General features: G+C 74.6%; 13 protein-coding genes, 3 tRNA genes and 1 pseudogene. 6 read left to right on the top strand and 11 right to left on the bottom strand.

The features are described 5' to 3' along the window. Positions 1–1,088: 1,088 nt before the first annotated feature. Positions 1,089–2,426, top strand: a complete 1,338-nt coding sequence (locus tag ACIOHG_RS11215; RefSeq protein ID WP_400948238.1) for an MFS transporter — start codon at positions 1,089–1,091, stop codon at positions 2,424–2,426. Between the two features lie 94 nt (positions 2,427–2,520). Here ACIOHG_RS11215 and ACIOHG_RS11220 read toward each other — a convergent pair whose 3' ends face one another. After that, positions 2,521–5,085, bottom strand: a complete 2,565-nt coding sequence (locus tag ACIOHG_RS11220) for an ATP-binding protein (RefSeq protein ID WP_400948241.1) — start codon at positions 5,083–5,085, stop codon at positions 2,521–2,523. A gap of 341 nt (positions 5,086–5,426) precedes the next feature. Here ACIOHG_RS11220 and ACIOHG_RS11225 point away from each other — a divergent pair, with 341 nt between their 5' ends. Beyond that, entirely contained in the window at positions 5,427–6,593 is a 1,167-nt protein-coding gene (locus tag ACIOHG_RS11225; protein ID WP_400948244.1) for a Rieske 2Fe-2S domain-containing protein, read from the top strand. A gap of 82 nt (positions 6,594–6,675) precedes the next feature. Here ACIOHG_RS11225 and ACIOHG_RS11230 read toward each other — a convergent pair whose 3' ends face one another. The 5 genes from ACIOHG_RS11230 to ACIOHG_RS11250 all read right to left on the bottom strand — a co-directional run bounded on the left by ACIOHG_RS11230 (position 6,676) and on the right by ACIOHG_RS11250 (position 13,304). Then, positions 6,676–8,262, bottom strand: a complete 1,587-nt coding sequence (locus tag ACIOHG_RS11230; RefSeq protein WP_400948247.1) for a prenyltransferase/squalene oxidase repeat-containing protein — start codon at positions 8,260–8,262, stop codon at positions 6,676–6,678. Positions 8,263–8,267: 5 nt separating this feature from the next. After that, positions 8,268–9,365, bottom strand: coding sequence for a hypothetical protein (locus ACIOHG_RS11235; protein WP_400948250.1), 1,098 nt, complete (start codon positions 9,363–9,365; stop codon positions 8,268–8,270). Next, positions 9,349–10,530 (bottom strand): Rieske 2Fe-2S domain-containing protein, encoded by a 1,182-nt coding sequence (locus tag ACIOHG_RS11240; protein WP_400948254.1) that lies wholly within the window; start codon positions 10,528–10,530, stop codon positions 9,349–9,351. The genes ACIOHG_RS11235 and ACIOHG_RS11240 overlap by 17 nt, the downstream gene beginning before the upstream one ends. A gap of 191 nt (positions 10,531–10,721) precedes the next feature. Then, on the bottom strand, positions 10,722–12,065 hold the full coding sequence (locus tag ACIOHG_RS11245; protein WP_400948257.1) for a hypothetical protein: 1,344 nt from the start codon (positions 12,063–12,065) through the stop codon (positions 10,722–10,724). Between the two features lie 177 nt (positions 12,066–12,242). Further along, the gene (locus tag ACIOHG_RS11250; protein WP_400948260.1) at positions 12,243–13,304 is read right to left on the bottom strand and encodes a polyprenyl synthetase family protein; all 1,062 of its coding nucleotides are present in this window, start codon (positions 13,302–13,304) and stop codon (positions 12,243–12,245) included. A 361-nt stretch (positions 13,305–13,665) separates the two neighbouring features. On the opposite strand from ACIOHG_RS11250, the gene ACIOHG_RS11255 reads away from it, so the two are divergent. Continuing rightward, on the top strand, positions 13,666–14,688 hold the full coding sequence (locus tag ACIOHG_RS11255; RefSeq protein WP_400948264.1) for a hypothetical protein: 1,023 nt from the start codon (positions 13,666–13,668) through the stop codon (positions 14,686–14,688). A 299-nt stretch (positions 14,689–14,987) separates the two neighbouring features. Here ACIOHG_RS11255 and ACIOHG_RS11260 read toward each other — a convergent pair. The 5 genes and pseudogenes from ACIOHG_RS11260 to ACIOHG_RS11280 form a co-directional block, all read right to left on the bottom strand. Next, positions 14,988–15,191: pseudogene (locus ACIOHG_RS11260) on the bottom strand (acyl-ACP desaturase); the annotation flags it as partial. Further along, on the bottom strand, positions 15,161–15,436 hold the full coding sequence (locus ACIOHG_RS11265) for an AMP-binding protein (protein WP_400948503.1): 276 nt from the start codon (positions 15,434–15,436) through the stop codon (positions 15,161–15,163). The pseudogene ACIOHG_RS11260 and the gene ACIOHG_RS11265, both read right to left, overlap by 31 nt. 326 nt (positions 15,437–15,762) lie before the next feature. After that, positions 15,763–16,065, bottom strand: a complete 303-nt coding sequence (locus ACIOHG_RS11270; protein ID WP_400948265.1) for a hypothetical protein — start codon at positions 16,063–16,065, stop codon at positions 15,763–15,765. A 242-nt stretch (positions 16,066–16,307) separates the two neighbouring features. Then, positions 16,308–17,027, bottom strand: a complete 720-nt coding sequence (locus tag ACIOHG_RS11275; RefSeq protein ID WP_400948268.1) for a CBM20 domain-containing protein — start codon at positions 17,025–17,027, stop codon at positions 16,308–16,310. A gap of 291 nt (positions 17,028–17,318) precedes the next feature. Further along, a complete protein-coding gene (locus ACIOHG_RS11280) occupies positions 17,319–19,304 on the bottom strand; it encodes an ATP-binding cassette domain-containing protein (RefSeq protein WP_400948271.1) in 1,986 nt (661 codons plus the stop codon). A gap of 613 nt (positions 19,305–19,917) precedes the next feature. On the opposite strand from ACIOHG_RS11280, the gene ACIOHG_RS11285 reads away from it, so the two are divergent. From ACIOHG_RS11285 to ACIOHG_RS11295, 3 genes are all read left to right on the top strand, one after another. Then, positions 19,918–19,990 (top strand) — tRNA-Gln (locus ACIOHG_RS11285). 10 nt (positions 19,991–20,000) lie between these two features. Beyond that, a tRNA-Ser gene (locus ACIOHG_RS11290) sits at positions 20,001–20,085 on the top strand. Between the two features lie 20 nt (positions 20,086–20,105). Then, positions 20,106–20,197: transfer RNA gene (locus ACIOHG_RS11295), tRNA-Ser, on the top strand. Positions 20,198–20,292: the final 95 nt, after the last annotated feature.

The raw sequence follows: 20,292 nt of genomic DNA on the forward strand, positions 1-20,292 counted from the left end.
AGGTCGACGCGCAGCAGGAGGGTCCTGGCCGGCGTGGCCACGGCCTCGGTCTCGGCGGCGCTCGCCCGGCCCGCCCGGGGGAGGGCGCGGCGGGGGTCGCCGGTGCGGTCGAACCTGCGGCGGGCCCAGGTGCAGAGGCTGGGGCGGAGCTCCTCGGGGAGCGGCGGGCCCGCGTCCTCGACGCTCTCGTCGGCGCCGGAGGAGACGTGTCCGGCGGCCCGGTCGAGGAGACTCGTGGGGGCCTGCAGAACTGTGGATCCGGCCGGCACCGAATTGCCCGGTGCGTTCGAAGACGTGGACGGCGGGTTCGACGGTGTCGCCTTCGGCGCCTGTCGAAGCGGCCGGTCCCTCCATCGCGCACGTGCAATAGGGGCCGCCGCCAACAATTGCCAGGCGTATCGGGGTCGCAGCTTCCTCTCCAGATCTGCGGCGTCCTCGCGGAGCCGGTTCCGGATGTCGATTTTCGAGGCGGCGGGAATTCACGGCACAGGTTGCGGAAATGCGCCGGAATGCCTACCGGACCCTGTCGCGAAGAACGGCACCGGAGGGCACTTCTGCACCAATGGCAGTTTCGGGGAAGTCGCCGATGGCATGGCCGGTCGTCCCGCACGACGCGACCGTCCTGGACGGTATGCGAAGAACGGCTCCGAACTGCGCGGATAAAGCCGGGAATCCACTGCGAAACGGGCAGGCAGCCCGATTCACCGTTCTTCCGGCGCCTCCCGGACCGCCGCGAGGGCGTCCCGGAGAGCACCGGAGAGCGCCCATGGTAGCCCCTTCGAATTTCTCTGGGCCACCCCCGGAGTTTGGCTCTCCGCAAGTTCACGCCATGCCGCGCCCTGGGCAAGATAGAACATTTACCCGATTTATCCGAATCCTCCGGGTCCTCAAAAAGGACATAGGAGTGGAATCCGTCGGCATAAGCTCGGCTTGTCCAGTTCTGAACCGCCCCACCTGATTTGCCCCACCGATAGTGGGTGAAACGGACACCGACGGTCGGGATGTGTGGATGTGGTGCACTTGACGCGGGCACCTCGTGAAGTGGATTCGCTCCTCGATTTGGGTGGCGGTGCACCGTCCTGCGGGTTATGTTGATCGCTCTCAGGTGCCTCGGGGCTGCACCGGAAACAATTCGGCGCCTGGGATTTTCGGGAGGAGAAGAAAGCTTGTCCGCGCCATCAATTCCGTCGCGTCGACCACGGGGTCCGCTGACCGAACGCAATTTCCTGATGCTGTTCGGCGCCCGGGCGATCTCCTCCCTCGGTGACGGGATCTCCCTGGTCGCCCTCACCTTCGCGATGCTGGACCTGGCCGGTCCCAAGGGCCTCGCGCTGGTCCTGCTGGCCCGCGAGATCCCCACCGTCGCGCTGCTGCTGCTCGGCGGGGTCTGGGCGGACCGGATGTCCCGCCGCAGACTGATGATCGCCGCCAACGTCGCGATGTTCGGCGCGCAGGCGGCCTCGGGTGCCCTGGTGCTGTCCGACTCGGCGGCCGTCTGGAAGATCGCCCTCCTCCAGGTCGGCTACGGCCTGGGCAACGCGCTGTTCCTGCCGGCCTCGCTGAGCGTGGTCCCGCAGAGCGTCAGCCCCGGGCACCTCCAGAAGGCGAACGCGCTGCTGGCGCTGTCCCGCAACGGCCTGGGCGTCATCGGCCCGATGGCGGGCGCCCTGCTGGTGGCCACCGTCGGCGCGGGCTGGGGCATGGCCGCGGACGCCGGAACGTTCCTCCTCGCCGCGATCGCCTTCTCCTTCATGCGGATCACCGACCCGAAGCGGGAGAAGGCGGAGTCCGTCCTCACCGAACTCAAGGGCGGCTGGAAGGAGTTCACCTCCCGGACCTGGGTGTGGACGATCATCTCGTCCTTCGGCCTCTTCCAACTCGCCGTGTTCCCGGTGTTCATGGTGCTGGGCGCCCGCATCGCCAAGGAGGACCTCGGCGGCGCCGCGGCCTGGGGCGGGCTGCTCGCGGCCACCTCCGTCGGTGCCATCCTCGGCGCGCTGGTCGCCACCCGGGTGAAGCCCCGACTCCCCCTGGTCTTCGGCCAGTTCCTGATCCTCCCGGTGGGCCTGTTCTTCGTCCTGTTCGCGGTCGGCGCTCCGCTGCTGGTGCTGCAGGGCGTGGCGGTCTTCGCCTGGGCCTGCTCCGAACTCGGCGACACCCTCTGGTACACGGCCCTGCAGGAGAACGTGCCCGAGGAGGCCCTCGGACGCATCAGCTCCTTCGACTTCTTCGGCTCCCAGGTCTTCAAGCCGATCGGCTTCGCCCTGGTCGGACCGGTCGGGGCCGCCATCGGCTCCCACACCGTCATGCTCGGCTCCGCCGGCCTGCTCGTGGTGGTGACCGTGGGCATCCTCTTCGTGCCCGGCGTGTGGCAGGTCCGGTCGGGGGTGCCGGCGCCGGCGCTCGAACCGGCGGCCGCCGAATGAGCACCGGCGGACCGTGACGGCCCGCGGCCGCCCGGGAGTAGGCCCCGGATCTCGCGCAGCAGCTGCGGTCGGCCGTCCGCGACCGGGATCCGCGTCACTCCCCCGCCCCGCCGGGCTCCGCCGCGGGCGGGTCGGCGGCGGGCGGTGCGGCCGCGGGCAGGGTGAGCAGCATGGTGGTGCCGCCGCCCGGGGTGTCCTCCACCTCCAGGGAGCCGCCCATCGCTTCGGCGAGGCCGCGGGAGAGGGCGAGGCCGAGGCCGACGCCGGTGGTGTTGTCGGTGTCGCCGAGGCGCTGGAACGGCAGGAAGACCCGGTCGCGGTCGCCGGGCGGGATGCCGGGGCCGCGGTCGACCACCCGGATCTCGACCCGGTCGGCGTGCGTGGAGGCGGCGACCAGGACGGGCGCGCCGGGCGCGTTGTGGCGCAGCGCGTTGGTGACGACGTTGGCCAGCACCCGTTCCAGCAGCGGCGGGTCGGCGAGCACGGGCGGCACGGTGTCGAGGTCGAGCGGCCGGACGGGCGGGTGGGCGTCGAGCAGCGAGTCGAGGGCGCGGAGCAGCGCCTCGTCCAGGTGGGTCGGTTCGAGGTGCAGGGTGAGGGCGCCGGCCTGCAGGCGGCTCAGGTCGAGCAGGTTGTCGACCAGCCGGGTGAGCTTGACCAGCGACTCGTCCGCGGTGGCGAGGAGTTCGGCCCGGTCGGCGGGCGAGAACTCGACGTCGGGGCTGCGCAGCGAGCCGACCGAGGCAAGGGCGACGGCGAGCGGGGTGCGCAGGTCGTGGCTGACGGCGGCGAGCAGCGCGGTGCGCATCCGGTCGGCGGCCTTGATCGGTTCGACCTCGGCGGCGGCGGTGGCGAGCCGGTCGCGTTCCAGGGCGGCGGCGATGTGGGCGGCGAAGGCGGTGAGCACGCGCTGGTCCGCGGCGGGCAGGCGGCGCCCGGCGAGGACGAGCAACCCGCCTCCGCCCACCGGTAGTTCGGTGACCGTCCGGTCGGGGGCCGGGTCGCCCCCGGCGTCGCTGCGGCCCAGGGCCGCGCCGCTCGCCCGGTCGAGCAGCGCGACCGAGTCCAGGGCGAAGGCGGTGCGGGTCTTCTCCAGCAGGGCGGGCAGCGCGTCCGCGCCCCGCAGGACGCTGCCGGCCAGCGTGGACAGGGTCTCGGCCTCGGCGGTGGCGCGGGCGGCCCGGGCGGTCTGCCGGCCGGCGTGGTCGACCACCGTGGCGACCGTCAGGGCGACCACCGCGAACACCAGCAGCGCGATGACGTTGTTGGGTTCGCCGATGGTGAAGGTGTGCACCGGCGGGATGAAGTAGTAGTTCAGCAGCAGCGAGGCGGTCAGCGAGGCCAGCAGTGCGGAGGCCGCGCCGCCCAGCAACGCCACGGCGACGACGCCGAGTTGGAGGATCAGCGCGTCCGTCGTCAGGTTGACCTGCTGGTGGAACTGCGCGAGCACCGCCGTCAGGACCACGGGCACCGCGAGGCCGGCCAGGACGCCCGCGACGGTGCGCCGCCGGGAGTGGCGCCGTCCGAGCGGGGGGAGTCGGCCGCGGCCGGTGAACGCGTGGGTGACCATGTGGACGTCGATGTCCTCGGAACCGTCCACGGCGCTCTGGCCGGTGCCGGGCCCGGTGAGGAAGCGGTTCAGCCGCCCCCGGCGGCTGGTGCCCAGGACGAGCTGGGTGGCGTGGTGGGCCCGGGCGAAGGCCAGCAGCGCGGTCGGGACGTCGTCGCCGACCACCACGTGGTAGCTGCCGCCGAGGGTCTCGACCAGCTGCCGCTGTTCGGCGAGCGTCCCCGGGGAGGCGCCCGCGAGGCCGTCGCTGCGGCTGATGTGCACGGCGAGCAGTTCGCCGCCGGCGGTGCGGTCGGCGATCCGGGCGGCCCGGCGGACCAGCGTCTCGCCCTCGGGGCCGCCGGTGAGCGCGACCACGACGCGCTCCCGGGTCTCCCAGACCCGGTCGATGCGGTGGGTGGCGCGGTAGTCGAGCAGTCCCTCGTCGACCCGGCCGGCCACCCAGAGCAGGGCGAGTTCGCGCAGCGCGGTGAGGTTGCCGACCCGGAAGTAGTGGGAGAGCGCGGCGTCCACCTTCTCGGCCCGGTAGACGTTGCCGTGGGCGAGGCGGCGGCGCAGCGCCTGGGGTGCCATGTCGACCAGTTCGAGCTGGTCGGCGCGGCGGACGACCGCATCGGGGACGGTCTCGCGCTGCGGGATGCCGGTGATCTTCCGGACCACGTCGTTGAGCGATTCGAGGTGCTGGACGTTGACGGTGGTGACGACGTCGATCCCGGCGGCGAGCAGTTCCTCGACGTCCTGCCAGCGCTTGGTGTGGCGCCCGCCGGGGATGTTGGTGTGGGCGAGTTCGTCGACCAGGGCGACCTGCGGGCGGCGGGCGAGGACCGCGTCGAGGTCCATCTCCTGGAACTCGCCGTCCCGGTAGGTCCGGGTCAGGCGGGGCACCGTCTCCAGTCCCCGCAGCATGTCCTCGGTGTGCCGTCGGCCGTGGCACTCGATGTACCCGACGACCACGTCCGCGCCCCGGTCGAGCCGCCGGTGCGCCTCGTCGAGCATCCGGTAGGTCTTTCCGACGCCGGGGGCCGAACCGAGGTAGACCCTCAACTGCCCGCGGCGCGGGGCGGCGCCGGGGGTGAGGTCACGGGACATGGGCGTTGCTCTTTCCGTGCGGAAGCGGCTTCGGGAGGACGGGCTGCCGGCGACAGCAGCGAACCAGCCCTCCGAAGCCGTTCCAGGTTTCCTGACGCCCTCCATACGGGCGCACGGACCACCTTGACGCGACCTTGACGCGGCCTTGATGCCCGGGGCGCAGCGCCTCGGTGGTCTGCCGGTCCTCCCGGTCGGTCCCGCCGTGGACGGTGGTGAGGGTCGGCACGCGGGACACGGGCGGCGAGCGAGACAGGTCCGGCGGTTCCGGGGGCTGCCGGCGGCCGCCGTCGCGGTGCTCACCTGGGGGCAGGCACACGGACGAGGTGCGGAGGAGCAGCTTCATGATCAGGAACGGCCACATCTCCCGCTGGCTGGGGGCCCAGCGGATCGACACCCCGACGCCGGTGGACCGGGAGTTCGGCAAGCAGATCCCCGACCCGAGCGGCTGGTTCGGGCTGGCGTTCTCCGACGAGGTCGGGCCCGGACAGGTGTTCACCTCGCGCTTCCTGGACGAGGACGTCGTCCTGTACCGCACCCGCAAGGGGGTGCTGCGGGCCGTGCGGCCGCACTGCCCGCACCTGGGCGCCCACCTGGGGCTGGGGCGGGTCGAGGAGGAGGAGCTGGTCTGCGCCTTCCACTCCTTCGGGTACGGGACCGACGGGGCGTGCGTCCGGACGGGGTACGGGACGAAGCCGCCGCGGATCGGGCTGCAGCGGCTCACCGTGCGGGAGAACGCCTCGGGGCTGGTGCTGCTCTGGTACCACCCGGAGGGGAAGCCCCCGGACTGGGAGGTGCCGGACCTGCCGACGGAGGGTTTCACGCCGTGGGCGCACGCCACCATCGACGCGATCGGGCACCCGCAGGAGCTGATGGAGAACCCGATCGACTTCGGCCATTTCGGCACGTACCACGAGATGGGCGACGCGATCGACGGCAGCGTCTCCTTCGAACCCCACCGCTACACCGCGAAGTTGCGGGTCAAGCCGTTCGCCACCTTCGAGCTCAAGCCCCGCCCCGGCGTCCGGCTGCCGCTGCCGCGCTGGCTGGCGGAGCTGACCCTGGTGGTCCACGTCACCACCCACGGGGTGGGGCTGGTGCTGGGCGACATGTTCCTGCCCGGCGGGCGGCAGTTGCTGCGGGTGCTGGCGCTGCCGTCGGTGCAGGCGGACGGGCGGATGCGGATCAGGCTGGGCGCGGCGGTGGTCCGGCCGCGGTCCTGGCCGCTGCCGCTGCGGCCCTTCGGGGAGCGGCTGCTGGCCGCGGGGGCCCGGCTGGCGCTGCGGCTGATCCTCGACTTCTCCTTCAACGAGGACCGCACCGGCAGTGACATCCCGATCTGGGCGACGAAGAAGTACGTGGCCCATCCGCCGGTGGCGGAGGGCGACGGCCCGCTGTCGGAGTACCGGCGCTGGGCCCGGCAGTTCTACCCCGCCGCGCCGCGCACCGCCCGGGCGGTCCCGGCGCCGGCCGCCGGGAGCGACGGCCGCCGGCAGGAGGCCCGGGGGTAGCGGCCCGCACCGCGCGCACGGGGAAGAGCCGCCGGGAGCGTCCCGGCGGCTCTTCCTGTCGTTCGGCGGCGGGGTCCGTCCGCTACGCGTAGTGCGGGGTGCGTCCGCGCGAGGCCGCGAAGTTCAGGGCCTTGAGGACGAAGCCGAGGCTGCTGTGCGGGACGTCGTAGGGGATGGGGCGGGGGCCGACCTCGTCGGTGACGCAGTCGAAGCCACCGTCCGGGCGCTGCCGCTCGGCCAGGTGGCGGAGTCCGGCGGCCACCGCGGCGGGCACCGACGGCAGGTCCGCCGTCCCGCGCGCGGCCGGGTCGGCGGTGAGCAGGGCGATGACGGAGAAAGCGGTGCTGACGGTGTCGCTGGCGGAGCCGGGGAGGTGGCCCCAGCCGCCGTCGGGGTTGCGGGTGGCGAGCAGGTGGTCGACCGACCGGCGGGCGGCCCGCACCGCCGCCGGGCGGACGTCCGGGCGGAGCTGCGGCAGCGACCGGGCCAGGCCCAGGGCGCGGACGCAGCGGAAGACCGCGCTGGAGTGGCTCCTGCTCCAGGACAGTTCGAAGGTGCCGTCGGGGTGCTGACGGTCGATCAGGTGGAGCAGGCCGCGCCGGACCCGGTCGGCGTGCTCGGCGCCCGCGAGGCCGAGGCAGACCACGCCCTCCGCCGTCATCGCCGCCTCGGAGGGGTTGCCGCGCAGGTAGGTGGGGAAGCCGCCGTCGTCGTTCTGCAGCTCCAGGTAGTAGCGCAGGCCCCGCCGGACCGGGTCGGCGTACCGGACGGGGTCGAGGGCGTGCAGGGCCTGCAGGCCGTAGGAGGAGTCCTCGGCGTCCGTCTGGGTGGAGTGCGGCGTGTACGTCCAGCCGCCGTCGGGCTGCTGGAGGGCCGCCAGCCGCTCCCCCAGCCGGGCCGTGACGTCCCGCCGGTCGGTCCGCCCGGCCAGGCCCATGCCGGTCAGCGCGGTGGCGCCGACGCTCCAGTCGAGGATGAAGGGGATGCCGCCGTCCGGCCGCGCGGTCGCCAGCACGCCGCGCAGCCCCGCGCGCACGCGTGCGGCCTGCGCGGGCCCGCGGGTGTGCAGGGCGAACAGCACGATCAGCCGGGACAGGACGTTGCCCTCCCAGATCTCCGGGGTGTCCACCGTGGCGACCAGGGCGTCGAGTTCGTGGTCGCGGAGCAGTTCGGGGCGGCCCAGGGCGTGGCAGGCGATCGCCTTGTGGGAGAGCCGCTCGACGCGTTTCCAGGTGTGCAGGGCCGCCAGGTCCGGCAGCTCGGTCAGCGTGGCGGGCAGCGGCACGTCGGCGCCGAGCAGCCGCAGCACGACGTCGACCAGTTCCCGCTTCGGCCCGGCGGTGTGGTGGTCGAAGCCGCGCAGCAACTCGGCCGCCCGGTACGGGGTTCCGGGGCGGGCGCCGTCCCGGGCCAGCCGCAGCACCACGCGTTCCAGTGGCACGGTCTCGCCGACCCCGGCCAGGAAGCGGCGCATCCCGGCGGTCTCCCGGGGGCAGGGCAGTCCGGTCAGCGCGCCCAGCCGCAGGGTCAGCGCGGTCTCCAGGACGCGGCCCCGGCAGTGGCCGGGCACCGCGCCCCCGGGAGTGACCAGGCCGGCCAGGTGGTCGGCGAGGCGGGCGCGCACCTCGTCGACGGACGGGGGCGCCGGGTGGGAGGTGGTGGTGGTCACGGCGGTCATCCCCTCGGGCCGGCGGTCAGCGGGGCGTCCAGGCACTCCCACCACCAGGCGATGGCCGGGACGGGGAGCGGGCCGCCGAGGACCACGGCGTCCGGGGCGGTGTCCACCGCGATCTCCGGCAGCAGCCCGGCGTGGGCGGGGTCGACCTCCAGCTTCTCCCGGCAGCTGTGGTGCCAGAACTCGGTGTAGGCGGCGATGTGCAGGCCCACGTCGCGCAGGTAGAGCCGCATCGGTTCGGACACCTGCGGCAGCACCTGCTCGCGCAGCCGCAGGAACAGGGCCATCACCTGGTTGCGCATCGCCAGGGCGGTGGCCACCGCCTCCGGCACGCCGGTGCCGTCGCGGCGGGCGAGGATCGTGATCAGGTTGCTCTCGCCGATGCCGTTGGTCAGGTCGCGCGGGAGGGAGAAGATGTCGTTGTCCCAGTTGCAGAGGATCCACATCATCTCGCCGAGGGCCCGGACGGCCGGCAGCGCGAGCTCGTCGGCGTCCAGCCGGTAGTCGCCGGCGATCTCGCAGTACGTCATCGGGACGGCCGCGCCGACGCCGTACAGCTTGACGGCCACGGTCTCGTTGAGGTCGGGGACGCCGCCGAGCGAGCGCTGGGCCCGCTCGCAGGTGCCGCCGAAGAACCACAGCCGCCAGCTCTCGGTGTGCCGGGCGATCTGCGCGGGCGTGGCGAACCGCAGCAGCCGGGTGCGGGCCTCCACCCAGGCCGCCGCGAGCGGGTCGTCGTCCACGGGCGGGCAGGACGGCGCGTCCAGCAGCCGCAGCAGGTTGTTCAGCCGCAGCACGAGCCGGTCGGAGTCCTGCCGGACGTCGTCGATCAGGTCGTCCACCGGGAAGCCCCAGGCGCAGATCAGGTCGGCGCCCAGCTGGGCGCGCTCCAGGTCGGCGTGCGGGAAGAACATCGAGGCGATCCAGCCGAGCCCGTAGCTGGTCAGGCGTTCGCGGTGGGCCTCGTCGCGGGCGACGATGCGGTGGTCGAGCAGCCAGCGGTTGGTGCGCTCCTCGATCAGCGCGGACTGCGGGTGGGTCCGGACCGGGATCGGGCACCACAGGGCCGGGAGGCGGGGGTCAACGGTGGTTTTCACGGCTGCTCCCCGTGGTGGTGATGGTGGCGACGGCGCTCGGCGGGACGGTCTCGGCGCGGGCGGCTTCGGCGGGGTGCGTCTCGGCGCGGGCGGTGTCGGCCGGCCGGGCGCCGGCGGGGTAGAACTGGTCGGCCCAGCGCCGCCAGCGCATGAACGGGCCGTCGCCCTGGGCGAGTCGGGGGTGGTGCAGGAAGGTCTTCGCGCTCCACACCGGCAGGTCGCCGCCCTTCTCGGGCATGATGAAGCGGGTGTGGTTGAACCAGTGGGTGAGCCGGGCGAGCAGCCGCGAGGCGCCCGCCGCGAACGGCTCGCGCAGCGGCGGGGGCAGCAGCCGCGGGGCCGGGACCCGGGCGCTGGCGGCCCACCGGACCTGCATCCGCCACGGGCCGGTGACGACGGGCAGCGCCCACACCCGCAGGCCGATGCCCATCCGCAGGTCGATGTCGGCGACGAGGTAGCCGACGCCGTGGATCCGGATCCGGTAGTCGGAGGTGTAGGTGCGGCCGGTGAAGGGGATCCGCGCCGCCAGCCGCAGCGTCGTCGTGCAGCCCGTCCCGTTCTCCCGGAACGGCTCGGCGGCGCTGCCGCCGGTCATCACGGTGGTGTGCAGCGTGCCGAGGTGGCCGACGTCGATCGCGTTCTCCAGCACCTCCTGCGGGTGCCCCGGGGACTCGGTGAGGCTGTAGTGCGGCGGCGACCAGCCCGCGGTGGGCAGCGCGGGGATCCGCCAGGCGGGCGGCTCCCCCTCGGGGTGGTACCAGACCATGATCAGGCCGTTGACCTCCTCCACCGGGAGCAGCGCCAGCCGGGCCTTGGGCGGGCGGGTGCCGTAGGCGGTGGCCTTGCACGCCCCGTCGGGGCCGAAGGCGAACGCGTGGAAGGAGCAGACGATGTCCTCGCCCCGCACGGTGCCGCCGCGGCCCAGGTGGGCCCCCAGGTGCGGGCAGTACGGGCGGGTGGCGGTGAGTCGTCCGCTCCGGGCCCGCCACAGCACCACGTCCTGCTCCAGCAGGCGCCGGGTGACGACCGCGCCCGGGCGGACGGTGTGGGAGGTGCCCAGGCAGAACCAGCCGCTGGGGTCGGGGAGGGGCGACTCCGCCGGACTGTACGGGGTGATGTCGCCCTCGGTCGGGACGGTGTAGTTGAGGTTCTTCCGGCGGAACATCCCTCTCAGCCTCCTGCGCGCGACCGGGGTGGTGGTTTCCGCCCGCCGGCGCCGTGCGCCGCCGGGCGGTACCAGCCAAGCGCGGGAGGCCGGGCACGGGGACCGGGCGGGACCGTCGGGGCTGTCTCGCTTGCCGGGGTGTCACTCCCCCGCGCCGTTCTCCGCCTCTCCGCCGGGGGGACGGCCGTCGGCTACTGGGCCGCGGCCCGGGCCAGCAGGTGCCGCACGCCCGCGTGCGCCGCGTACGGGCGCAGGTGGGCCCGCATCGTGCGCCGGGCCGCCGCGACCCGGCCGGACCGCAGGTGGGGAAAGTCGTCGAGGAAGGACTGCCAGGTGTGCACGGCCTGGTCGAGGTGGCCCGAGCGCAGCTGGAGTTCGGCCAGCTGGGCGGTGACGATCGCCCGGGAGCGGCGCTCGGCGGGCGGCCGGTGCCGCAGCGAGGTCTGCAGGGTGGCGATGGCTCCCCCGGTGTCGCCGAGCAGGTGGCGGACGGTGGCCTGCTGGTGGGCGAGCGCGGCCGGGTGGTAGTCGCCGATCAGCTCGGCGCGTTCCGCGGAGGTCGCCCGCTGCATCAGGCGTTCGGCCGCCGAGAGCGCCGCCAGCGCGGCGGTGCGGTCCGCGTCGGCCGCAGCCGCCACGGCCAGCTGGCCGAGCAGGAAGGCGTGCCGGGTCGGGGTGGCGGTGCGGCACCCGGCGGTCTCGGCGGTCTCGGCGAGCTGCCGGGCGTGGCGGTGGTGGCCGAGCGCGCAGGCCTGCACGGACAGGGCGCGCAGCGTGACGGCGTAGCCCGCCGGGTCGGCGGCCTCGCGCGCCAGCCGGAGCGCGACCCGGTAGTAGTGCTGGGCCAGCGCGTGCTCGTTGTCGTCGAAGCACATGAACGCGCACAGGTAGGTCAGGCGGGTGGCGACCCGGTGGAGCCGGCGCCGCAGGGCCGACGGTGCCGGGCCGTGCAGCAGCGGCGCGACGACGTGGGTGAGGTAGGCCGCGAGCGGCCGGCGGGCGTGGCCGCCGCCGAAGGTGCTGTCGTTGTCGGTGAACAGCCGCGCCATCTGTTCGGCCGCCGCCACCTGTTCGACCGTCACCGGGGCGCCGGGGTACGGCGGTCGGAGGGTGCGGGTGGCGCCCGCGGTCTGCTCCCAGGCGGGGATGTCGAGCCGGGTGAGCGAGTACGTGCCGACGGCGGACGTCCGCGGGCGCCGCTGCGCCCCGCCCAGCAGGTCCAGGGCGTCCGCCGCGTCGTCCGGCTCGTCGTCCGGTTCCGGGGCGGCGGTCGGCGCGTCGCGGGTGAGCCCCGTCGCGGCCTCGGTGACCCGGCGGCCGAGGGCGCGGGACAGGGCCTCCGCCACGATGGCCGGCGCGGGGGGCCGGGGCTTGCGCCCGGCCAGCCAGAAGGAGACCGATTTGCGGTCGAAGAGCAGGGTGATGCCCTGTTCCGCGGCCACTGCGGCGGCCTGCCGCGCCAGTGCCGTTCCGGTCCATCCGGCCTCGTCCAGCAGCGCCCGCAGCAGGTGGTTGGGGGTCGAGGTGCGCCCCATGGCCGCTCCGAGATGTTCAGGGTCCTCCGGGGAGCCTCCATTGCCCCAGACGCGCGGGCCCGCGGTCAAGGGCGCCTCCGCAAGCGAGACACCGTGACGGAGCGAGACACGGGGGCGGAGGTCGCGAGGGGTGGAGGTCGCGGGGGCGCCCTTGACCGCGGGCCCGGGCGGGTGCCGTCAGCGCTCCCGGACCAGGAGGTGGTCGGCGAGGGCCCGCAGGTCGGCGGCGCCGGCGGGGTCCGGGTCCGCGGCGGCGAGGTGGGCCAGGGCGGCCGCGCTGCGGCGGTCGGCCTCGGCGCGGGCCCAGGCGCGCCCGCCGGCGGCTTCCACCAGGCGGGCCGCGTGCGCCACGGTCGCGGCGTCGAACGTCCCGGCCCGCTGGTAGAGGGCGGCCAGTTCGGCACCCGCCCCAGTACCGGACGCCAGTGCCGCCACCACCGGCAGGCTCTTCTTGCGCGACTCCAGGTCGCCGCCGACCGGTTTGCCCACCACCTCCGGGTCCCCCCAGATGCCGAGCAGGTCGTCGGTGAGCTGGAAGGCCGTCCCCAGCTCGCGTCCGAACGCGCGGTAGCGGTCGACCGCGCGCCCGTCGGCCCCGCCGGCCAGCGCGCCCATCGCGCAGGCGGCGCCGAGCACCGCGCCGGTCTTCCCCTCGGACATCCGCAGGCACTCGTCGAGTCCGACCTCCGCCCGGTCCTCGAACTGGAGGTCGGCGGCCTGTCCGACGCACAGGTCGAGCACGGCGCTGCTCAGCTCCTTGCCCGCGGGCGTCGCCCCGAGCAGGTCGGTGGCCGCCGCGAGGAGCGTGTCGCCCGCCAGCAGGGCCCGCCCGGTGCCGTAGACGATCCAGGCGGCCGGCCGGTGGCGCCGCACCGGGTCGTGGTCCATGACGTCGTCGTGGAGGAGCGAGAAGTCGTGCACCAGCTCGACGGCGACCGCGGCGGCGACCGCGGCGTCCCCCGCCTGCGGGTGGGGGGCCGGCCCGCCGCCGCGGACGGCCCGGGCACAGGCCAGGGCCAGGGCGGGGCGCACCGACTTGCCCTGCCCGCCGGTCGGCCGGCCGTCGGCGTCCCACCATCCGGCGTGGTAGCCGGCGATCTGCCGGATCTCGGGGGGCAGCGCCCCGACGACGGCCCGCAGGGCGGGTTCGACGCGCTGCCGGGCCTCGGCCAGCACCTCGGCGGCGGTTCGGCCGGAGCGTCCGGCGGGGGCGGTCCGGGACGGGGAGGGAGGGGTCATCGCTGCTCCTCGGGTCGGGGCCGGACCTCGCACCGGCCGGTCTCTCCCCCAGTAGCGCCCGGGTGGCGTCCGCGCTGAAGTGCTCCGGCTCCGGCGGGGTGTCACGCTTGACGCCGCGTCACGCCCGGCCCGGCCGTGCAGGACGCGCCGCCCGGCCGTACGTCAGGTGGGAAACCGGCGGCGCGCGCGGCCCGGTCCACGCCCCCCGTGCACCCGGTACCGCCGGAAGTGCCCCCGTTCCCCGGCCGGTCGGGCGAACGGCCGTCCCGGGGCAGGGGTTTGGCGTACAGTGCGCGAAAAGTGAACTTCCGTTCATCATACGGTAGTTGAAGAATCGTTTCGTCACGATGGGTGTGATCATGTGACTCCGGAGGACATCCGCCCGCCCGCCCGGCCCCTCGACACCGCCCGGCCCCTCGACACCGCCCGGCCCCTCGACACCGCCCGGCCCCTCGACACCGCCCGGCCGCTGGGCACTGCCGGGCCTCTCGACAGCACCGGGCCCCTGGACGCTGCCTGGGTCGAACGCGCCGAGGCCGGCCTGCTCGCCTTCCACCGCAGCGACCTCGCGCACGGCGGGGGCCGCGACCGCCGTCGGCTCGCCGCCCGACTGGCCCGGGAGGTGCTGCCGGGCCTGCACCGGCCCGGCCCGCCCGCCGTCCGGCTGCGGATGCACCGGGTAGCCGGGCGGCTCGCCTACCTGTGCGGCTTCATGCACTTCGACGACGGCCGCCCGGAGCAGGCCCGGCGGTACTACGCGACCGCGCTGCGCCTCGCCGAGCTGGGCGGCTCCCCCGCCGACCGCGCCGTGGTGCTGCGCGGCATGTCGGTGCAGGCCCTCGCGCTCGGCGACGGCCCGCGCGCCCTCGCGCTGGCCCGGGCCGCCAACGGCGGCGCCGCGCCCGCCGAGCGGCGGTCCTTCCTGCTCGGCCAGCTGGCCGTCGCGCTGGCCCGGACCGGCGCCCGGCACGACGCGCTGCGGACCCTCACCGCGGCCGAGCGCTTCCTCGACCGGGCCACCGGGCCCGCCGACGCCCCGGTCGGCGTCTTCCACCAGGCCGCGCTGCTGCGCCAGCAGGCCGCGGTCCGCGAACTGCTCGGCGACCCGGCCGGTGCGGTGGCCGCCCTCCGGGAGTCGCTGCCGCACCGCCCGCCCGAGGAGACCCGCTCGCACGCCGTCGTCCTCGCCGACCTCGCCGTCCTGCTGGAGCGCACCGGCCGACTCACCGAGGCCGCCGCCGTCTGGCACGACTTCCTCGACCTGCGCCCCGGCCTCCGCAGTGCCCGGGTCGACGGGGCGTTCACCGCGCTGCGGACCAGGCTGCGCCCGCACGCCCGCCAGCCCGCCGTCCGCGACCTGCTGGACCGCGCCGGGCAGACCTGACGGGCGAGACCGTTGCCCTTCTTCAGCTCGAACGCGCCGCCGCGGCACGGTCGTTCGCCCCGGTATCGTCCGCCCCGGTGCCGTCCGCCGGCGCCCCGGGTCCGCGCAGCAGGGTGTCCACGGCGGCGCGGGCCGGGGAGGTCGTGGCGGCTCAGGCCGAGGGCGGTGAGGGTGGGGAGGACCACGTCGAGCAGGAAGGCGGGGGCGTCGATGCCGGCGGTGCGCATCACGGCGATCCGCGCCTCGTAGTCGGGCAGGACGTCCTCGGCGGGCATCCGGAAGGTGCGCAGCACATGGGCCAGGTCGGCGAGGGTGCCCTCCCGGTCGGCGTCCAGGTGCAGGGCGAGCATCCGCTGGTAGAACCGGGCGTGCGCCGTCTCGTCCCGGCCGATCAGCCGGTAGATGTCGGCGAGCACGTTCGCCCCCTTGCCGAGGGCGAGTTCGCGCTGCCTGCGGTAGATGGCGAAGGTGGTCAGCTCCTGGACGGCGCCGTAGACCACCATCCGGCGGGCCGCGCCGCCTCGCGGACGGTCGCCAACTGCTCGGCCCAGCCGCCGCGTCGGCCGAGGATCGGCGGCCCGGGCACCGGCACGGGCACCAGCCCGGCCCACAGCGCACCCAGGAAGGTCCGGACGAAGGGCCGCGGATCGCCGGCGGCCAGCGCGACCCGCTCCCCGGGGCGCAGTCCGAGCGCGCGGAGTGCCGCCGCCGAAGCCCTTGCCTCGGTGAGGAGTTGATGCCGGGTCAGGGTGGTCCACCCGCCAGGTACTCGTGGGCCGGGGTGTCGTCGCCGGCGTACTTCTCCAGCAGGCCGGCCGGCCCCGCGTCGCCCATGGTGTCCCAGTCTCGTCGGACATCGTTGTCGGCAGGACGCCAGCAAGGCCCGACCCCGCGCCCCGCCCTCGGTCGACGCGCGGCCGGCGCCCGTGCGCCGACGAACGCTCCTTGCCACTGACGGCCCGTCAGGGGATGCGGCCAGGCCCGGGGCCGGGCTCCGAATTCGCTCGACCGGGTGATCATCTCCGGGGCCGCCGGGCGGTGCGCCCGGATGCGCTCAGGGGTGCCCGGGGGTGCTCAGTGGCGGACGGCGGTGGCTGCGGCGAGGTCGATGTGTGCGGCGCGGCGGCGCAGGACGGCGGCGTCGGTGCGGGCCGCCTCGCGGGCGCGGGCCACGGCGGCGTGCGGGGAGTCGGCGCGGACGGCGAACGTCTGGGAGCCCGGGGCCCCGTGCCGGGAGCGGGTCGGCATGGTCACCAGCCAGAGCGGCTTCGGGACGGCGGACTCCCCCGACTCCCCGCAGGTGCGTGAGAACGGGAGCGAACCCGGAGCCGGCCGGCGGTCGGCTCCGGGTTCGGTCAGTACGGAGGCGAAGGCCATGGCTTCTCCAGTGCTGTGCGGCCGGGGGCGTGGGACGCGGCCCGCGGGTGTGCAGAGCACCGGCGGGCCACGGGGTGGGGGCCGCACCGTGCAGGCGTCCGGTGGGGGCCGAGCTTACGACTGCCTGAAAATTTCAGCAAGGCTTTTCATCTCGTCATGCGGACGGGCCCACCCCGGCGGCTCCGTGCTGCCGTGCCGCCGGGGTGTGCTGCGGAGCTCCGCCCCTCAGTGCCGGGCGTCCGTCAGCGCCAGGTGTCGTTGGCGGTGAAGGTGCCGGTGGCGGGGGTGACCGCGCTGCGGTTGGCGCCATTCTCCCAGACCACGCTGCCGTCGGGGTTCTTGATCAGGTACTTGTACTCGACCGGGGTGTTGGGCGGCAGCTGCAGGCCGGCGGTCCACACCGGGTAGCTGCTGCCGCCCGTGGTCAGCGGCACGGCCTTCGCCGGGTCCCAGTCGCCGAGTTCGGCGAGCGCGCCGGCGACGTAGAGGTTCTGGCCGTAGACGGTGGTGGCGGTGGCGTGGAAGACCGCGGTCACCGGGGCCCCGTCACTGACGTTCCAGCGCTCGTCGATCGGGGAGACCGTGCCGGGCCCGTCGGTCACGGAGCGGTTGGGGATGCTCTCCCAGGTCACGGCCCCGGTGCTGCTGCGGATCAGGAACTTGTACTGGGCAGTGGTGCCCTGAATGATCTGGAAGTAGCCCTTCCAGGTCGGGTACGTCTGGGCGGTGGTCTGCAGCGGGACGGCGGCGGCGGGGTTCCAGTTGCCCAACTGCGCGGTGTTCCCGCTGATCAGTACGGTGTCACCGGGCTGGGTCCGGGCGGTGACCGTGACCCAGAGGGTCGCCTCGGCAGTGGCGGCGCCCGCCGGAGCGACGGCGCCGAGCAGGCAGGCCAGCAGTGCGGCCGCGAGCAGGACCGGGCGCCAGACGGCGGCCGCGGTGCGGGCAGGAGCGGTCGTCATGACTCTTCCCATCTCTTCCTCAAGGGGAGCTGACACGGCGTCAGCACGGCTTGATCCCAACATGAAATCAACGGATCGAGTCGGAAAAGCTGCCTTTCTCCCGCGCTTGCCGTCACATTCAAGACACCCAGGAGGGGCGTCATCCAGATTTCCCTTCAAGAAGTCAATACAACGGCCGGCCGCTGCTCCTGGGCCCACCGGGCGGGGCGGAACCCGGCGGCGTCATCGCCCCGTCGGGCGGAGATCATCCGGGCGTAACGAAACCAGCTCTGCAAGATGGCGCAAAACTTTTCAAGCACGCGCCTGGCCGGGGAGCCGTCCGGCGTCCGGAGTGGTGTCGTACTGCTGGGCCTGGATGCGGTACATCCGGCCGTAGAGCGTGTCGCCGGCCATGAGCTGGGCGTGGGTGCCCTGTTCGACCAGGCGGCCGTGGTCGAGGACGGCGATGTGGTCGGCCTTCGCGGTGGCGGCGAGGCGGTGGGTGATCAGGACGACGGTGGCGCCGAGGTCGCGCAGGCGGCGGATCTGTTCGAACGCGGCGATCTCGGCGGCCGGGTCGAGCGCGCTGGTGGGTTCGTCGACGACGACCAGGGCGGGGTGGCGGCCGTCGGCGTCGGGGGTGGTCAGGCGCAGGTGAGTGCGGGCGAGCGCGATGGTCTGCCACTGGCCGCCGGAGAGGTTGACCCCGCCCTCGAAGCCCCGGGCCAGCAGGGTGCGCCGGCCGTTGGGGAGGGCGTCCAGGACCCGGTGCAGGTCGGCGTAGTCGGCGGAGGCGTCCAACTGCTCCCCGGCGATGGGGACTTCGGGGCGGCCGAGGAGCAGGTTGGCCTCCAGGGTGAACGGCCAGCGCTGGTAGGTCTGGTCGAGCAGCACGGTGGAGCGGAACTGCTGGTGCCGGTCCGCCCCGTCGGCGGTGTCGACGCCGTCCCAGCAGATCCTGCCGCGGTCGGGCAGGTAGACCCCGCACAGCAGGTGGGCCAGGGTGGACTTGCCGGAGCCGTTGGCGCCGACCAGCGCGGTGACCCGTCCGCGCGGGAGGGTGAGGCTGACCCGGTCGAGGGCGGGGGCGGGCTTGCCCGGGTAGGTGAAGGTGACGTCCTCGACGGTGATCGCCTCCGGGCGCCCGGGCAGCGGGGTGCCCCCGGCGGGCACGGCGCGCCGGTGGCCCTCGGTGCGCAGCCGGTCGAGGTCGCGGACGAACAGGGACTCCTCGTAGAGCGAGTTGACGCGTTCGACCAGGGCGCCGATCCCGGCGGCGCCGGTGCGGATCGCCAGGACGGCGGTGAAGGCGCCGGCCAGCGGGACGGCGTGGTCGAGGACGAGCCAGCCGAGCAGGGCGAACGCGCCGGCGGTGGCGAGGCCCGCCAGGGCGGCGGTGAGCGTGTCGGTGCCGGCCCGGGCGCGGGCGAGGCGGCTCTGCTCGCGTTCGGCGGCCTGCGACATCAGGGCGTAGTGGTGCAGCAGGAACGGTCCGGCGGCGTGCACCCGCTGCTCGGCGGCCGAGTAGGGGTGGATCAGCAGGTCGGCGATGGCGGTGCTGGCCCGGGCGTGCTGGAGCATCGCCCGGGTGGAGGCGTACCGGCGGCGGGCGGTGACCACCGCGCCCCAGCCGCGGGGCGCGGTGATCAGCACCAGCATGCCCAGCAGCAGCGGGTCCAGGACGGACAGCACGCCGGCCACGGAGACCAGGGAGAGCGCGCCGGTCAGGACGGCGGTGGCCTGCCCGATGATGTTCTGCAGCGACTTCGCACCCCAGCGGGCGCTGTCGACCACCTCCAGGAACTCCGGGTCCTCGATCGCCGCGAGCTCCGAACGGCTGACCACCTCCAGGAACTCCAGGGTGGCGAGGCGGAACACGGCGGGCTCCAGCCGCCCCGCGGCCCAGGTCGACAGCGTCGCCAGCACCGCGGACCCGGCGGCCAGCGCCCCGGCGACCGCCACGGCGGGCACCGCCGCGCGGGTGACCTGCTCGATGCTGCCCGGCGCCATCAGCGCGGCCAGCACCCGGTTGACGGCGATCAGCGCGGCCGCCGCCGCGACGCCCCGCAGCACCTCGGCGCCGATCAGGACGCCCAGGGCGCGCGGGCTGGCCGCCCGGGCCATCCGCCCCGCCAGCAGCAGGAAGCGCGGGATCTGCCGGGCCACCGCGCCGAACGACAGCCCGTCGGCGGCGAGTTCGTGCCTGGCCCAGCCGTAGCTGTAGCGCATCGGTCCACCGAACAGCAGCCGCTCACTGTCGGAGACCGGCGGTTCGGAGGTCTCGGTCCTGCGGGTCACGTACGTCCTCTCGGTCGGTGGATCCCGTTCGGGAAGGCCCCGTTGGCGCTGACCGGCGACGGCCGCCGGCAGGTGCGGGTCGGGCTTGGTGGCGTGCCGGCGCGGCGTCTCCGCGCAGCGGGCGTCGAGGCAGCGGCGGGTGGTGCCCCGGTGGTCGCGGGTGGTGCCCCGGTGGTCGCGGGCCGTACGCGAGTTCGTGGGCAGGTGTCCCACCGTAGGCGGCGGTCCGGGCCCCGGGCGGCGGGTTGCGGGCGGCACCACACGATCCGGTGAATCGTCCCAACTAGTCTGATCTGCAAGGCTGTTGCCGACAGGTTCGGACACTCCGGCGCGGGTCGCCGACGGGCCTCGACGGTCCCGGACGGGCCGGTGGGGAAAATCCGTTGCCCGTGGGGGCGTTCCTGGCGCAGAGTAGGGGCATCGCCCGGCAGCAACTCGGTGGAGAGGAGCGCGAAATGAGCAGCAGCAGCAGTAGCCAGTCGTATCAGCGTTCCTCGAGCTCCCAGCGGAGCACGGGGCTCTCCTCCTCGCGGTAGCCGGGCTCGACAGCGCCGGGCCGCCCACGGGGAAGTCTCCCCGTCCGGGCGGCCTTCTGCTTGCCGCCCTCCCGCAGTGCCGGATGGTGCAACTGGCAGCACGCCTGACTCTGGATCAGGAAGTTCGGGGTTCGAATCCTCGTCCGGCAGCGCAGCACCAGGAGAGTTGGCCGAGTGGTAAGGCAGCGGCTTGCTAAGCCGTGGTCGGGTGAAAGCCCGCGCGCGTTCGATCCGCGCACTCTCCGCGCGACAACCGCAGTTCACTGGAGGAGCCAGCCGACAGGTGGCGCCGGCCTCGGTCTCGAAAACCGTTGGGGTGCGCGAGCGCCCGTGTGGGTTCGACCCCCACTTCCTCCGCTTTCTCCGCCAAGGGCGAGCTGGGCACGGGAGAGCCCAAGGGCCGGTCTTCGAACCCCCGGCGCGGCCCCGCGGTGGTCGGTGCGTGCTCTCGG

It is taken from the genome of Kitasatospora sp. NPDC088134, from assembly GCF_044741705.1.
GTDB lineage: Bacteria > Actinomycetota > Actinomycetes > Streptomycetales > Streptomycetaceae > Kitasatospora.